This window comes from Pasteurella sp. XG20 (assembly GCF_018968665.1).
GTDB lineage: Bacteria > Pseudomonadota > Gammaproteobacteria > Enterobacterales > Pasteurellaceae > Pasteurella > Pasteurella multocida.
In genome coordinates, this window is record NZ_CP076656.1 from 1,132,292 (window position 1) to 1,147,257 (window position 14,966).

Annotated in this window: 10 protein-coding genes and 2 rRNA genes; 2 read left to right on the forward strand and 10 right to left on the reverse strand. The window is 41.6% G+C overall.

Annotated features, from left to right (window positions below):
* Positions 1-8 precede the first annotated feature (8 nt).
* The 8 genes from KPF51_RS05195 to KPF51_RS05230 form a co-directional block, all read right to left on the reverse strand.
* Positions 9-2,639 carry a TRAP transporter permease gene (locus KPF51_RS05195; protein ID WP_061405980.1) on the reverse strand — a complete coding sequence of 877 codons (2,631 nt, stop codon included), beginning with the start codon at positions 2,637-2,639 and terminating at the stop codon, positions 9-11.
* Positions 2,640-2,703: 64 nt separating this feature from the next.
* Positions 2,704-3,663: a TAXI family TRAP transporter solute-binding subunit gene (locus KPF51_RS05200; RefSeq protein WP_064661082.1), complete on the reverse strand. Its 960-nt coding sequence runs from the start codon at positions 3,661-3,663 to the stop codon at positions 2,704-2,706.
* A 159-nt stretch (positions 3,664-3,822) separates the two neighbouring features.
* The gene (locus tag KPF51_RS05205) at positions 3,823-4,590 is read right to left on the reverse strand and encodes an ABC transporter permease (protein ID WP_005753849.1); all 768 of its coding nucleotides are present in this window, start codon (positions 4,588-4,590) and stop codon (positions 3,823-3,825) included.
* Positions 4,587-5,525, reverse strand: coding sequence for an ABC transporter ATP-binding protein (locus tag KPF51_RS05210; protein ID WP_061405979.1), 939 nt, complete (start codon positions 5,523-5,525; stop codon positions 4,587-4,589). The genes KPF51_RS05205 and KPF51_RS05210 overlap by 4 nt, the downstream gene beginning before the upstream one ends.
* 13 nt (positions 5,526-5,538) lie before the next feature.
* Positions 5,539-6,075 (reverse strand): elongation factor P hydroxylase, encoded by a 537-nt coding sequence (locus tag KPF51_RS05215; protein ID WP_211599583.1) that lies wholly within the window; start codon positions 6,073-6,075, stop codon positions 5,539-5,541.
* Between the two features lie 94 nt (positions 6,076-6,169).
* Positions 6,170-7,030, reverse strand: a complete 861-nt coding sequence (gene htpX / locus KPF51_RS05220; RefSeq protein WP_005756315.1) for a protease HtpX — start codon at positions 7,028-7,030, stop codon at positions 6,170-6,172.
* Between the two features lie 86 nt (positions 7,031-7,116).
* Positions 7,117-8,193: a DNA polymerase IV gene (gene dinB / locus KPF51_RS05225; protein WP_005756313.1), complete on the reverse strand. Its 1,077-nt coding sequence runs from the start codon at positions 8,191-8,193 to the stop codon at positions 7,117-7,119.
* 78 nt (positions 8,194-8,271) lie between these two features.
* A complete protein-coding gene (locus KPF51_RS05230) occupies positions 8,272-9,834 on the reverse strand; it encodes an ATP-dependent endonuclease (protein ID WP_061405977.1) in 1,563 nt (520 codons plus the stop codon).
* 68 nt (positions 9,835-9,902) lie between these two features.
* Between KPF51_RS05230 and KPF51_RS05235 the strand changes: the two genes are divergently transcribed.
* Together KPF51_RS05235 and KPF51_RS05240 are read left to right on the forward strand one after the other, a co-directional pair.
* On the forward strand, positions 9,903-10,811 hold the full coding sequence (locus KPF51_RS05235) for a lysine exporter LysO family protein (protein WP_005756310.1): 909 nt from the start codon (positions 9,903-9,905) through the stop codon (positions 10,809-10,811).
* Positions 10,812-11,208: 397 nt separating this feature from the next.
* Entirely contained in the window at positions 11,209-11,391 is a 183-nt protein-coding gene (locus KPF51_RS05240) for a hypothetical protein (RefSeq protein ID WP_231113975.1), read from the forward strand.
* A 247-nt stretch (positions 11,392-11,638) separates the two neighbouring features.
* On the opposite strand, the gene rrf is transcribed toward KPF51_RS05240, so the two are convergent.
* Both rrf and KPF51_RS05250 read right to left on the reverse strand, forming a co-directional pair.
* Positions 11,639-11,754: ribosomal RNA gene (gene rrf / locus KPF51_RS05245) — 5S ribosomal RNA — on the reverse strand.
* 164 nt (positions 11,755-11,918) lie between these two features.
* A 23S ribosomal RNA gene (locus KPF51_RS05250) occupies positions 11,919-14,818 on the reverse strand.
* Between the last annotated feature and the right edge of the window lie 148 nt (positions 14,819-14,966).

Here is a 14,966-nt window from a genome sequence, read left to right on the forward strand (position 1 = left end):
GTTTTTCCTTACGCTGGCTGACGACGACGTTGATAAATTGCTAACATGAACAATAACAGTAATGTTGGAATAAATAACCATTCTTTAGCAAGGGCATCTTTGACAGGTACCGAACCTTCTAACACCACTTGATCCCAGTTCAATCCTGCTTTTGCTGCAATTGAATCAATCTCCACAGCATCAATCAGTAATTGTTTCCCTTCTGGTTTTTCTTGTTCAAATAAGGTCAAGCCCATTTTTTGTAAACGTTCCTCACCGCTTTGTCCTTCTGCAATTGGCAATTGCGCATAGAATTCAATTTGCTTGCCGTAAGGATTTAAGCCCGACACTTTAATTGTCAAATTATCACCCACCGAAGCTTGTTGTACTTCTTGCGTTAATTTTGCTGGTTCAAAATAACGCTGTGTTGGTGAAATATGTTCCATGAAGAAACCAGGACGGAATAAAGCAAAAGCTAATACAAACAAAGCGAGGCTTTCCCATAATTTATTACGACGGAAGAAATAGCCGACAGCACCTGCTGTAAAGGCGAGAATACCAATCGTGGCTGTAATAAAGACGAGAATGCCTTTCGAGAAACTCACATCAATTAACAGTAAGTCAGTATTAAAAATAAACAAGAACGGTAAAATAGCAGTACGTAAACTATAAGAGAAAGCCGTTAATCCCGTTTTAATCGGATCTCCCCCTGATACTGCCGATGCAGCAAAGGAAGCTAAACCAACAGGTGGCGTGACATCTGCCATAATACCAAAATAGAACACAAACAAATGCACCGCAATTAACGGCACAATGAAACCATTTTGGCGTCCGACCTCAATAATCACGACTGCCATTAAAGAAGACACCACAATGTAGTTTGCTGTGGTTGGCAAGCCCATCCCCAGAATCAAACTAAAACCAGCGACCAATAATAACATTAAGAAAATGTTACCCATTGAAAGCGTTTCAATAATCGTTGCAAGCTGTACACCAAAACCGGTTAATGACACGACCCCAACAATAATCCCTGCCGTTGCAGTAGCGATCCCGATTCCGATCATATTTCTGGCACCGGCTTCGAGTCCCTCCACCAAATCGTTCCAACCGAGTTTAAACTCTCGACGGAAAGTAGTCTGTTTTCTGAAATAGGCTAATAATGGGCGTTGTGTTAATAAAATCACAATAAGGAATAAGGCGCCCCAGAATGCCGATAAGCCCGGAGATAAGCGCTCTACCATTAAACACCAGATCAAAATAATCACAGGTAATAAGAAATGTAAGCCCGCATTAATCGTTGGTCTAACAGACGGCAATTTCACCACAGGTGAATGCGGATCATCAATTTCAAGATCTGGGAATGTCGCGACACGGCGCAATAATAAAAGATAAATGACAGCCAGTAAGGCAATCACAATACTGAATGCATAATGTGGTGTGACGACTTTTAACCAGCCTAGCCCAAACTCAACCGCAAAATACAGCACACAAAGAAAAATAAAGGTACCTAATGCACGAAGTAAGGTGTTTAAAAAAGGTTTTGGTTCATCCGTACGTGGTAACCCTTGTAAATTCATCTTACAGGCTTCAAGGTGCACAATATAAACCAGTGCAATATATGAAATCACCGCCGGTAAAAAAGCATGCGTAATCAACTGGCTATATGGCATGTTGACATATTCAATCATTAAAAAGGCGGCTGCTCCCATAACAGGTGGCATAATTTGCCCATTAACTGAAGAGGCCACTTCTACCGCACCCGCTTTCTCCGCGGAAAAACCGACGCGTTTCATCATAGGAATGGTGAATGTACCTGTTGTGACCACATTGGCAATAGAAGAACCTGAAATTAAGCCAGTTAAACCGGATGCCACCACCGCAGCTTTTGCTGGACCTCCACGCAAATGCCCTAAATAAGCAAACGCACTTTTAATGAAGTAATTTCCAGCACCCGCTTTATCCAATAACGCCCCAAAGAGAACAAACAGGAACACATATTTAGTGGACACCCCTAATGCCACACCAAACACCCCTTCTGTAGTAATCCATTGTTGATTAATAATATGAGAAAGTGAACCTGTACGATGACTAATGATCCAATCTGTTGGTAAATATTGCCCAAAATAGTTATACGTTAAAAAAACACTCGCAATAATCACCAGAGGTAAACCTAGGCTACGGCGTGTCGCTTCAAGTAATAAGACAATGCCAATACAACCCGCAATAATATCTTGTAAGTTTGGGGCGCCAAAACGTGTCACTAAGCCATCATAAAAGAACAGGTAGTACGAGCCTAAGAACGCTCCCGCGGTAGCAAAGATCCAATCCGTTAACGGGATACGATGCTTCGGCGAAAATTTAAAGGCGGGGTAAGACAAATAAGCTAAAAATAAAGCAAAGGCAAGATGAACAGAACGGGCTTTTGTATCATCGAAAACGACATTGAGATTGACCCCAATACTACGCAAAAACTCTTGCAACCAAAATGGCGCAGGAGAAGCATAATACAGTTGAAAAAGTGACCATAAGATCGCGACACCAGCAATTAATTTTTTCGGGAAACCGTCAGGATCACGACCTCCTGTGTCACTTGATGCGACGATATCTTGTAAATCATCATAATCGATATTTTTTGTTGACACGCTAAAACTCCTCGTCATCTAAAAATAAAAAACGGAAAAAGGCAGGAAACTTGCCTGCCTTAAAAATGGAGAGGTAAAAAGATTACAACCAACCTCTTTCTTTATAGTAACGCACCGCGCCATCATGTAATGGAGCAGAAAGTGCGTTTTTAATCATTTCTTCTTCTTTTAAGTTTGAGAATGCTGGGTGTAAACGTTTAAAACGATCGAAGTTATCGAAAACTGCTTTCACAATCGCATAAACACTGTCAGCATCCACATCAGAAGAGGTTACTAAAGTCGCATATACACCAAACGTCTCTGTTGGGTTATCGCTACCTTTATATAAACCGCCTGGAATCGTTGCTTTCGCATAATATGGGTGTTCTGCCACTAATTTATCAATTTCAGGTCCTGTAATTGGCACTAGATGTGCATCACAAGATGCTGCTGCTTCTTTTAGTGCACCATTTGGGTGACCTACGTTATAAGTAATCGCATCTAAGTTGTTATCACACATAACAGACGCCATTTCAGCAGGTTTTAATTCTGACGCCACTTTAAAGGCTGATGCATCCCAACCTTTTGCACCTAGAATCACATTCATAGTCGCACGCGTACCAGACCCAGGATCACCGACGTTAACACGTTTACCTTTTAAATCATCAAATCCTTTAATATTTGCATCTGTACGTGCCATTAAGGTAAATGGTTCTGGATGGATAGAAAATACCGCTCTTAATTTCTCATTTTTTTTGCCTTCAAACGAGCTTGAACCATTATAAGCGTGATATTGCCAGTCTGATTGCGCAATACCGAGTTCCATCTGATGACTTGCAATTGAGTTAAGGTTTGCAACGGAACCACCTGTTGATGGCGCATTACATTTTACGCCAGTTTTCGCGGAATCACGATTGACTAATTGACAAACAGATTGACCGACAACATAGTACACCCCTGTTTGACCACCGGTACCAATGGTCACGATTTTATCAGCAGCAAAGACTGCGTTTGAGCAAAGCATTAATGCTGCAGTGATTGAAAGCTTTAGAGACTTTTTCATAGCGTCATTTTCCTTATTGATTTTGTTGGTTTGCCAGAAACTCACTTCTGTTAGCGGACTTACAAATAGCAAAGATTTTACGTTTTTGCAACAATTTATTTTACCGCCTGTCAAATCTGTGTGACACATCACATCCTGCAAGTGGTATAAAAAGCAATCTTAACTTCTTAAGCCAATTCCGCGACTAATTAAATAATAAGCGAGCGTATATAAACAGACCATAAAAGCAATTAACACACCAAATGTATAGCCTACTGTGACGTCTGAGATACCTAAAAAGCCATAACGAAAGCCATTAATCATATACACAATGGGATTTAATTTTGACACCCACTGCCAAAAGGGCGGTAAAAGTGTCAGCGAATAAAAAACGCCCCCTAAATAGGTCAGTGGTGTTAAGACAAACGTGGGGATAATACTGATATCATCAAAAGAGCGCGCAAATACGGCATTAATCAAGCCACCCAGCGCAAATGTCGCCGTCGTCATACACAATGTGAGTACAATAATAAACCAAGAATGAACCTCAAAGGCGACAAAGGATAAGGCGACCATAGTGACTAATATACCAACACATAACCCTCGAGCCATCCCTCCAGTCACATAACCTAAAATGATAATATGTGGTGAAGTTGGTGAGATTAATAATTCTTCAACATTTTTCGCAAATTTGGTGCTATAAAAGGACGACGCCACATTTGCAAAGGCATTGGTGAGTGAAGACATCATAATTAAACCGGGCACAATAAATTGCATATAACTGACCCCGCCCATCTCCCCAATACGACTGCCGATTAATTGACCAAAAATCACAAAATACAAAGTCATAGTAATCACCGGTGGTACCAAAGTTTGTACCCAAATCCGCGTAAAACGGCGAATTTCTTTCATCACAATCGTCTGAAATGCAACCCATGCTAATTTCATTTATCCCCTTCCTGTTCAGACTGTTTTCCTTTATTTAACGACATCGATACAAAAAGCTCTTCTAAACGATTGGCTTTATTACGCATACTTAATACTTGAATACCTTGTGTAGATAATTGTGCAAAAAGCGAATTTAGTCCCTGTTCACGTCGAATTTCTACTTCTAAACTATTCTCTGTCACGCTCAACACCTGATAGCCTTCAATGCGAGGCAGCGGACAGTTGGGTGCCAGATCGAGAACAAAGGTTTCTGTTTCTAACTTCGCTAACAAGGCTTTCATCGGCATATCAATCACCAATTTACCTTGTTGAATAATCCCAATATGACGACAGAGCATTTCTGCCTCTTCTAAATAATGGGTGGTCAGAATAATGGTTGTACCTTGTTGGTTTAGCTCACGTAAAAACGTCCACATAGTTCGGCGTAATTCAATATCCACGCCAGCTGTTGGCTCATCCAAAATCAATAACCGTGGACGATGCATTAACGCGCGAGCAATCATTAAACGGCGTTTCATCCCTCCAGATAAACGAATGGCTTGCTGTGTTCTTTTCTCCCACAAATCTAATTTTTTTAACCAGATCTCTGCCCGTTTTATTGCTTCATGGCGAGGGATACCATAATAGCCAGCTTGATTGACTAAAATATCAATGACTCGCTCAAATTGATGAAAATTAAACTCTTGAGGAACTAAGCCAATACATTGTTTTAACGCACTTAAATCCCGATCTAAGTCATAACCAAAGACGTTGACTTCACCACTGCTTTTATTCACTAACGAGCTGATGATGCCAATCAGGGTTGATTTGCCTGCACCATTGTGACCAAGCAACGCATAAAAATCCCCTTCTTGCACCCTCAGATCAACGCCATGTAAGGCTTTTACACCATTTTTATATACTTTACGGAGTTGCTTAATCTCTAATGCTAACATGATTCATTCTGTCCTAAATTCGGCTTACATCAAACCTTGTCAAATCAATTTGATCTGGTGTGCCATAAAATGCACATAAGGCTTTACGTAGTGTTTCTGCCCGTTTTGGCAACCCTTTCTCAACATACCATTTGACTTGCTCATATACTGCTTGTTTAAACGGTTGGGTATCACCAGGCTCACCACTTAAATTATCGACACTAGCAAAATAACGAAAGCCAGCAGCATCGGACAAAATCCACTCGATTGCTTGTGGTTTGCCCTCAACTTGTTCAAATAAACGCTGTTGTGCAGTGCTTCTACCATCTGGTTCATACCAATAACCAAAATCTTCTAATTGACGACGTGCTTTCCCTGCCACTAGCCAATGAGCAATTTCATGTAAACCACTACTGTAAAAGCCTCGAGCAAAGTAAATGACATGGTGTGGGCAGTTTTCATTTGCGGGGACATAAAGCGGTTCATCACCACCTTTAACTAAAATCGTATTATATTCTTGTTCAAAACATTGATTAAAAATCGCTATCAAATCGGAAAGTTGATGTTCCATAGATACCCTAATTGAAAAGTTTCTGAAAATCGACCGCACTTTAAAAAAGAAAAAGAGGCAAGATCATGCCTCTTTCTTCAATAAATTACCAGTGTTATTTAAAACTATCTAATTGTTGTAATGCCGCAATACGTTTTTCTAATGGCGGATGGCTCATAAATAAAGCGGCTAAACCACCACGTTTACCGTTAATCGCAAAAGCGGCAAGCTGCCCTTCTAACTCTTGTGGTTCATGTAAACGTTGCAAACGTTGTAACGCGGCAATCATTTTGTGTTTACCGACTAACTCTGCAGACCCTGCATCCGCACGAAATTCTCGATAGCGAGAGAACCACATGGCGATCATGCTGGCTAAGAAACCAAATAAGATTTCCAAGACCATAGACACAAGAAAATAAATCCCTGTGCTACTTTCACCATCTCGATTGCTTGACACGACTTTCGCGATCATGCGTGACACAAAAATCACGAATGTGTTCAATACACCTTGTAATAAGGTCATGGTCACCATATCACCATTTTTAATATGTGCCACTTCATGCGCAAGTACTGCTTCTGCTTCATCTTGTGTCATGGCACGTAATAAGCCAGTACTCACGGCCACTAAGGAATTATTTTTACTTGGTCCTGTCGCAAACGCATTCACATCTTCAGAGTGATAAATCGCGACATCAGGCATCGGTAAATTCGCGCGTTCAGCTTGCGAACGAACTGTATTCACTAACCAACGTTCCATGTCATTACGTGGCTGTTTGATCACTTCCGCCCCCACAGCGCGTAGAGCCATGGTTTTAGATAAAAACAGAGAAATTAAAGAACCAGAAAAACCAAATAATGCCGCCATGAGCAATAGCCCTGTCGCATCTTGCGCTTGGATCCCCGTCAAACTTAAAATAATGTTAAAAACAACTAAAACTGCCATGTTCGTGGCAAGAAATAGCAAAATTCGCATCATAAGTAAAATCCTTATCGTTAGGTTAAGTATTCAGTGTTGTAATATAGTAACAAAATCGTTAAATTCAATAGCAAGCCGAAGAAATTTTACCACAAACTCATCTGTACTTGTGTCTTAGACTCCGTTGTTTCAGGCAAATTCACATGTAAACCAATTAAACGGATTTCTCTCCCCGCTGCACGTTGCCAAATTTGTGTAAGCAGTAATTCAAACGAGTTAAGTGTAATCAGCATGCCACGTTTTTCTAAGGTCGTCACATGAAAATCTGCAAACTTCAGTTTCACACCAACTTTATGCAACATAGAAAAAGACAATGTTGGACAATGAGTTTTAAGACGCTGAATCAACAATGCATAAAGTTCAGCCAAAATGACATAAGCTTGCGCTAATTCATCAATGTTGTGCTGTAATGTTCGCTCAACGCCGACCGACTTCAAGATCCGATGTGGTTCAACATGGCGTTCATCAACCCCATGACTAAAAGCCCAAATCCGCTGTCCAAGTTTACCAAATTGTTCTAATAATCGCGCTTTATTCATGTGCTGAATATCCGCACAAGTATTTAGCCCCATTGCCATTAAGCGCTGTGCCGTCACTTTACCCACTCCGGGGATTTTTTTTAGTGGCAAGTTGGCTATAAAATGCTCAATTTGTTCTGGTTTAATCACAAATTGACCGTTCGGTTTATTCTGTTCCGATGCAATTTTAGCCAAAAATTTTAATGGCGCAATGCCTGCAGATGCAGTCAAACCCAGTTCATTAAAAATAGCCTGACGAATTTCTGTTGCTATCCAAGTTGCTGAGCCTGAACAGGCTGTAGAATCTGTCACATCTAAATAGGCTTCATCTAAAGATAGCGGTTCAATCACATCGGTATAACGTCGAAAAATCTGGTGAATCTGCTGTGATACTTGTTTATATAAAGGCATATTCACCGGTAATAAGATTAAATTAGGACATAATTTAAAGGCTTGTGCTGTTGACATGGCACTATGTAAGCCAAATTTGCGAGCCTCATAATTACAAGTGGCGAGAACACCACGGTGTTTCGCCTCTCCTCCTACGGCAATGGGTTTTCCGATCAGAGTTGGATTATCTCGCATCTCAATTGCGGCATAGAAACAATCCATATCCACATGAATGATCTTTCGAATCGGCGCCATAACAAACGTATCCATAAGTCAGCTAAATTTCTTAAAATTTTACCGCACTTTAACACAAGATACTGTATAAATAAACAGCTATGTTCGCGCTAAACTTAATACTTTGGAAAACAAGCGTTTAAACAACAACGGAATAGCTTGACTACCACGCTTTTTTATCTCATTAGATAATGCTATCGCCAGATCGGGCTTTGAGGTACGTTGAATCGCGCGTTGAATAATTTTACTCATAGGATAGGAATGGGATTTAATTTGCCACTGTGCGAGGCGAATGAAAACATCCGCAAAGCCATTAGCATAAAAAAAGTGTTCAATATCACGTTTGGGTAAAATGGTAATTCTATCTGCTCTGACCATTTCTTCATCAAGCATATCTTCGACGATTTCACCGTATTTTTTCCCCGCCTCGTCACCGTCTGTTAACACATACCATTGAATGCCCATCGCTTGTACATATTTTAATAACGGTTTTAAACCACTTTGGGCAAATTCAACAATCCGAATGCCCTCCATTTCAAGATTAATCTCTAATAATTTGGCTAACTCGGATAAAATCCAAACCTCACTTTCTCCTTCAACTAAAATCCACATGCGTGAAAATAACGCTAAACTGCGATTATGATGAATATGGAAAGTTAACCGTCTAAAATCTTCTTTCCCTAGATCTTTTCGGCGTAATTGAAAACAATTGATTTTTTCTGGTGTACGCACTAAACGGCAAATCGCATTTAAATTGACTTGTGAAAGTAATTCAACCGAATTCGTGGTTGTAATCCGTTGTACCGGCAAATAACTGACAAGCTCCCACATAATCGCTACCATTCTTGGGTGCAATCTCGCATCGGGATCTTCAAAGAGGATAATCGGACGCGTAAAACGACCGAAATGAATACGTTGATTGCGAACAAATAAACTGGCTAACGAAAAAAACAGCTTCTTGCGTAGCCGATGCGTTTCATCTTGTTTTAATTTAGTGCACAGTGACTTCGCTTTATGCCAGAGTAACGTCGTATCCTGTTTAATTTCCGTCATATTTTTATGATTCAAGAAGTAATAGCATAACAGATCAGAAACCGCACGAATTTCATCTTGAGTCTCATCTTGGACTTCAGTACGAATAAATCGGAAGGAATGATGTGCGCGATTTAATCGAGCATCACGGAAACGGTAAACAGGATGACGAGCAATTAATGAAAATACCAAGTTATTGATATCATCAACCACAATTGGCTCGCCCTTTTCATTAAGAAATGCATAAGTCGTATTCACTTCATTGTTTGCATTGATCTGTCCTTCAACCCGTAAATAAAGGCGTTGATAACCATCTGGATGGTCGACGAGCAAATGATGTTGTAAATAAGGTAAGTGATACTCCATACTGTCTTCGTTTTTTTCACTTTCCGCAAAAGTAAATAATAAGATAAGGTGGCGTACCGGCTCAGTTTGTTCAGCTGGAATATGAAAATCACGCAATGTAAATTGATAAAGTGCTTTTTCTGGGTTAAAAATCAAACTTAATGCAGAGAGTAAACTGGATTTTCCCCACATATTTTCACCGATTAACACCATATCCGCACTAAAATGGATAGATAAACGGTGAATACCTCGAAATCCCAACACGTCTAATTGCCGTAAATGCATAAACACCTCTTGTTTTTTTCCTTGCCTTACCTAGAATGGAGAAAGCGTTTTAGTTAAGGAAAATTTATATGTACGAAGGGCTTCTCATTGTTTTATGTCCACTTTTTGTCGGTTATCTCATAAAAACACAAAACAAAATACTCTTAACCTCAATTAATCACATCCTGATGATACTACTTTATATTATTTTATTCATCATGGGATTTTCATTAGGACAATTAGATGATCTGGCAAAAAAGTTACCTGTCATTGCGATTTCCGCCGCTACTTTTGCCATTTTTATCCAATCATTCAATTTAGTAGGACTCATCGCTTATGATCGGTTTTCCCCTAAACCATTAAAAAAAGTCACAGGTGAGATGCCCTCTCGTTGGAAACTCTTATTTGATTCAGGAAAACTTTGTGCGATGGTACTTCTTGGTGCCTTCATCGGCTATGTAATAAAAGGTAAATTCAGTCTACCTGAACACGCCAGTACTTACGTCTTAGTTTGTCTTATTTTTTCCGTTGGCATCCAATTAAGGAATAATGGCATTGCTTTACGTGATGTACTTTTCAATAAGCGAGGATTGATAACTGGGGTAATTTTCATTATCACATCCTTACTGGGTGGGCTACTCGCTGCAATACTATTAAAATTACCCCTCACCCAAGGTCTGGCAATTGCGTCTGGGTTTGGTTGGTACTCTCTGTCCAGTGTCCTCATTAACGATGCATGGGGACCAATGTTTGGTAGTATCGCCTTTTTTAACGACCTCTCACGTGAAATCGTTAGCTTATTTCTCATCCCATTTTTAATGCAAAATCACCGCTCTTCTGCAGTCGGCATTTCAGGCGCGACAGCTTTAGATTGTACATTACCGATCATCCAAAAAGCAGGGGGGATTGAAGTTGTCCCATTGGCGATCAGTTTTGGCTTTATAACAAATATCTTACCGCCAATTCTCTTGGTCTTTTTTTCCTCTTTTCCAATTTAGCTTGGGATGTAGCCATGCTGTATTCACATTATTTTTCATTTCATATAAGCACATACTATGCTTACTCTAATGACAACAAAAGAATCTAAGAAACAAACGAGAATATTTAGATAGGAAATATGTTAGTAATAAAATCATCAAGATATAAATGCATTAACTACTTAAAGTGCGGTCAATATTCAATGTTTTTTATGTCATGATAAATCGGAAAGAGAATCACATCAAACTCATTCTGAGCTAAAAAACTGGTTCTATCATTGTATTAAACATTTCATATAAAAATTAATCATAGCCATTCTTTAACAGAAACAGTGTTTCTGCTCAAAGCTCGCGCGATAAACAGTGATATTTAAATATTCAAACAAGCGATAAATTAGCAAAAAATATCCGTGACTTTATGGATAGAGAATATCTCTCTGACCTCGCATTAAGCCTAACACTCAAGATAAATAATGATACAAATCAAGCTCTGGATGTCACCTTCATTTCCGCCTATGTGAATGATTCCCCTGTTGATTTCTTACCCCTCACCTTTAAACAAGGGGAAAGTATTGAAGTGAAATTGTCTAATGCTTCATGAGATATGCTTTGGCAATATGAAGCATCACCAAGTGTAAGTGTGATGACAAAAGGCTTTGAGCTTGATGACATTCTAAAATAAATCTAGCAGCACTCAATGGGTCATCGTGCATGTAATCACAGCATAGCGCCCCTGAGGTTTCCTCATTTCCATGCTTTTTATACGAATGACACTCTCCCCATATCCTCACTCTCCCCAAACACAAAAAAACCTCAAGTATCTCTACTTGAGGTTTCTTCTCATTCAGACCTGGCGGTGTCCTACTCTCACATGGGGAAGCCCCACACTACCATCGGCGTTACAGCGTTTCACTTCTAAGTTCGGCATGGAGTTAGGTGGGTCCACTGCACTATCGCCGCCAAGATATTCGGTTGATGTCTTCTCTTGTCTTCTCTATTCTTCTGTTCTTCCTTCGTGCTTTCTTCACTCTCGCACTTTAATCAAAAACAAGCTGTCTAAAGTAATTTTCTCTTCTTCGTCTTTTCGTCTAACGTCTCACTCAACACCCAAAAACACTTGAGCGTTGTATAGTTAAGCCTCTCGGGCAATTAGTATTGGTTAGCTCAATGTATCACTACACTTACACACCCAACCTATCTACGTCGTAGTCTACAACAACCCTTACTGACTTAAAGTCAGGGATGACTCATCTCTTGGCAAGTTTCGTGCTTAGATGCTTTCAGCACTTATCTCTTCCGCATTTAGCTACCCAGCAATGCCTCTGGCGAGACAACTGGAACACCAGTGATGCGTCCACTCCGGTCCTCTCGTACTAGGAGCAGCCCCAATCAATCATCCAACGCCCACGGCAGATAGGGACCGAACTGTCTCACGACGTTCTAAACCCAGCTCGCGTACCACTTTAAATGGCGAACAGCCATACCCTTGGGACCTACTTCAGCCCCAGGATGTGATGAGCCGACATCGAGGTGCCAAACACCGCCGTCGATATGAACTCTTGGGCGGTATCAGCCTGTTATCCCCGGAGTACCTTTTATCCGTTGAGCGATGGCCCTTCCATTCAGAACCACCGGATCACTATGACCTGCTTTCGCACCTGCTCGACTTGTCTGTCTCGCAGTTAAGCTTGCTTATACCATTGCACTAACCTGACGATGTCCGACCGTCATTAGCAAACCTTCGTGCTCCTCCGTTACGCTTTGGGAGGAGACCGCCCCAGTCAAACTACCCACCAGACACTGTCCGAGTACCCGTTTCAGGCACTTCGTTAGAACATCAAACGTTAAAGGGTGGTATTTCAAGGTCGCCTCCACAATGACTGGCGTCACTGCTTCAAAGGCTCCCACCTATCCTACACATCAAAATTCAATGTTCAGTGTCAAGCTATAGTAAAGGTTCACGGGGTCTTTCCGTCTAGCCGCGGGTACACCGCATCTTCACGGCGATTTCAATTTCACTGAGTCTCGGGTGGAGACAGCCTGGCCATCATTATGCCATTCGTGCAGGTCGGAACTTACCCGACAAGGAATTTCGCTACCTTAGGACCGTTATAGTTACGGCCGCCGTTTACTGGGGCTTCGATCAGGAGCTTCTCTTTCGATAACACCATCAATTAACCTTCCAGCACCGGGCAGGCATCACACCCTATACGTCCACTTTCGTGTTTGCAGAGTGCTGTGTTTTTAATAAACAGTTGCAGCCAGCTGGTATCTTCGACTTACTTCACCTTCATCCGCAAGGGACTACAATTACTGTAAGCGCACCTTCTCCCGAAGTTACGGTGCTATTTTGCCTAGTTCCTTCACCCGAGTTCTCTCAAGCGCCTGAGTATTCTCTACCTGACCACCTGTGTCGGTTTTCAGTACGGTTTAGATAAACCTGAAGCTTAGTGGCTTTTCCTGGAAGCAGGGTATCAGTTACTTCAGTCCCTTAAGACCTCGTCATCAGCTCTCAGTGTTTATAAAGACCCGGATTTGCCTAAGTCTTCCACCTACCACCTTAAACAGACATCCAACAGTCTGCTAACCTAACCTTCTCCGTCCCCACATCGCAGTTTATCCAAGTACGGGAATATTAACCCGTTTCCCATCGACTACGCTTTTCAGCCTCGCCTTAGGGGCCGACTCACCCTGCCCCGATTAACGTTGGACAGGAACCCTTGGTCTTCCGGCGAACGAGTTTTTCACTCGTTTTATCGTTACTTATGTCAGCATTCGCACTTGTGATACGTCCAGCAACCCTCTCGAGCCACCTTCATCCGCTTACACAACGCTCCCCTACCCAACAGAATAAATTCTGATGCCGCAGCTTCGGTGCTATATTTGAGCCCCGTTACATCTTCCGCGCAGGCCGACTCGACTAGTGAGCTATTACGCTTTCTTTAAATGATGGCTGCTTCTAAGCCAACATCCTAGCTGTCTAAGCCTTCCCACTTCGTTTCCCACTTAATATAGACTTTGGGACCTTAGCTGGCGGTCTGGGTTGTTTCCCTCTCCACGACGAACGTTAGCACCCGCCGTGTGTCTCCTGAGTATCACTCTTCGGTATTCGCAGTTTGCATCGGGTTGGTAATCCGGGATGGACCCCTAGCCGAAACAGTGCTCTACCCCCGAAGGTGTCCGCTCAAGGCTCTACCTAAATAGATTTCGGGGAGAACCAGCTATCTCCCGGTTTGATTGGCCTTTCACCCCCAGCCACAAGTCATCCGCTAATTTTTCAACATTAGTCGGTTCGGTCCTCCAGTTAGTGTTACCCAACCTTCAACCTGCCCATGGCTAGATCACCGGGTTTCGGGTCTATACCTTGCAACTCAACGCCCAGTTAAGACTCGGTTTCCCTTCGGCTCCCTTATTCAGTTAACCTCGCTACAAAATATAAGTCGCTGACCCATTATACAAAAGGTACGCAGTCACAAGGTTGCCCTCGCTCCTACTGCTTGTACGTACAGGGTTTCAGGTTCTATTTCACTCCCCTCACCGGGGTTCTTTTCGCCTTTCCTTCACAGTACTGGTTCACTATCGGTCAATCAGGAGTATTTAGCCTTGGAGGATGGTCCCCCCATCTTCAAACAGGATTTCTCGTGTCCCGCCTTACTTATCGTAAGCTTAGTTCCACTAACATACTTTCGAGTACGGGATTATCACCCTCTTTGATTTGGCTTCCCAGCCAATTCCTCTAATATGCTAGCTAAAACTTACTGGCTCTTCCGCTTTCGCTCGCCGCTACTCACAGAATCTCGGTTGATTTCTTTTCCTCGGGGTACTTAGATGTTTCAGTTCTCCCGGTTCGCCTCAATAAACTATGTATTCATTTATTGATAGTAGATTCTTCATCTACTGGGTTTCCCCATTCGGATATCTTGGATTAAACGCCTCTTATCGACTCATCCAAGCTTTTCGCAGATTAGCACGTCCTTCATCGCCTCTGATTGCCAAGGCATCCGCCCTGTACGCTTAGTCACTTAACCATACAACCTCAAGTATTCTTACTTAATCTCAATTAATCCATTAACCTTTGCTAATGCATTAATCAAGTTTCATCACCTTGATGTTGTGTTTAAACGCTAAACACTTGCATGCCTTTTTTCATGCAAGATTTTTCTACTCAGACTTTCT

Coding starts and splice junctions, on each gene's coding strand:
- htpX (WP_005756315.1), bottom strand. CDS start 7,030: ATGATGCGAATTTTGCTATTTCTTGCCACGAACATGGCAGTTTTAGTT.
- KPF51_RS05215 (WP_211599583.1), bottom strand. CDS start 6,075: ATGGAACATCAACTTTCCGATTTGATAGCGATTTTTAATCAATGTTTT.
- KPF51_RS05200 (WP_064661082.1), bottom strand. CDS start 3,663: ATGAAAAAGTCTCTAAAGCTTTCAATCACTGCAGCATTAATGCTTTGC.
- KPF51_RS05230 (WP_061405977.1), bottom strand. CDS start 9,834: ATGCATTTACGGCAATTAGACGTGTTGGGATTTCGAGGTATTCACCGT.
- KPF51_RS05240 (WP_231113975.1), top strand. CDS start 11,209: ATGGATAGAGAATATCTCTCTGACCTCGCATTAAGCCTAACACTCAAG.
- KPF51_RS05195 (WP_061405980.1), bottom strand. CDS start 2,639: ATGACGAGGAGTTTTAGCGTGTCAACAAAAAATATCGATTATGATGAT.
- dinB (WP_005756313.1), bottom strand. CDS start 8,193: ATGGCGCCGATTCGAAAGATCATTCATGTGGATATGGATTGTTTCTAT.
- KPF51_RS05235 (WP_005756310.1), top strand. CDS start 9,903: ATGTACGAAGGGCTTCTCATTGTTTTATGTCCACTTTTTGTCGGTTAT.
- KPF51_RS05210 (WP_061405979.1), bottom strand. CDS start 5,525: ATGTTAGCATTAGAGATTAAGCAACTCCGTAAAGTATATAAAAATGGT.
- KPF51_RS05205 (WP_005753849.1), bottom strand. CDS start 4,590: ATGAAATTAGCATGGGTTGCATTTCAGACGATTGTGATGAAAGAAATT.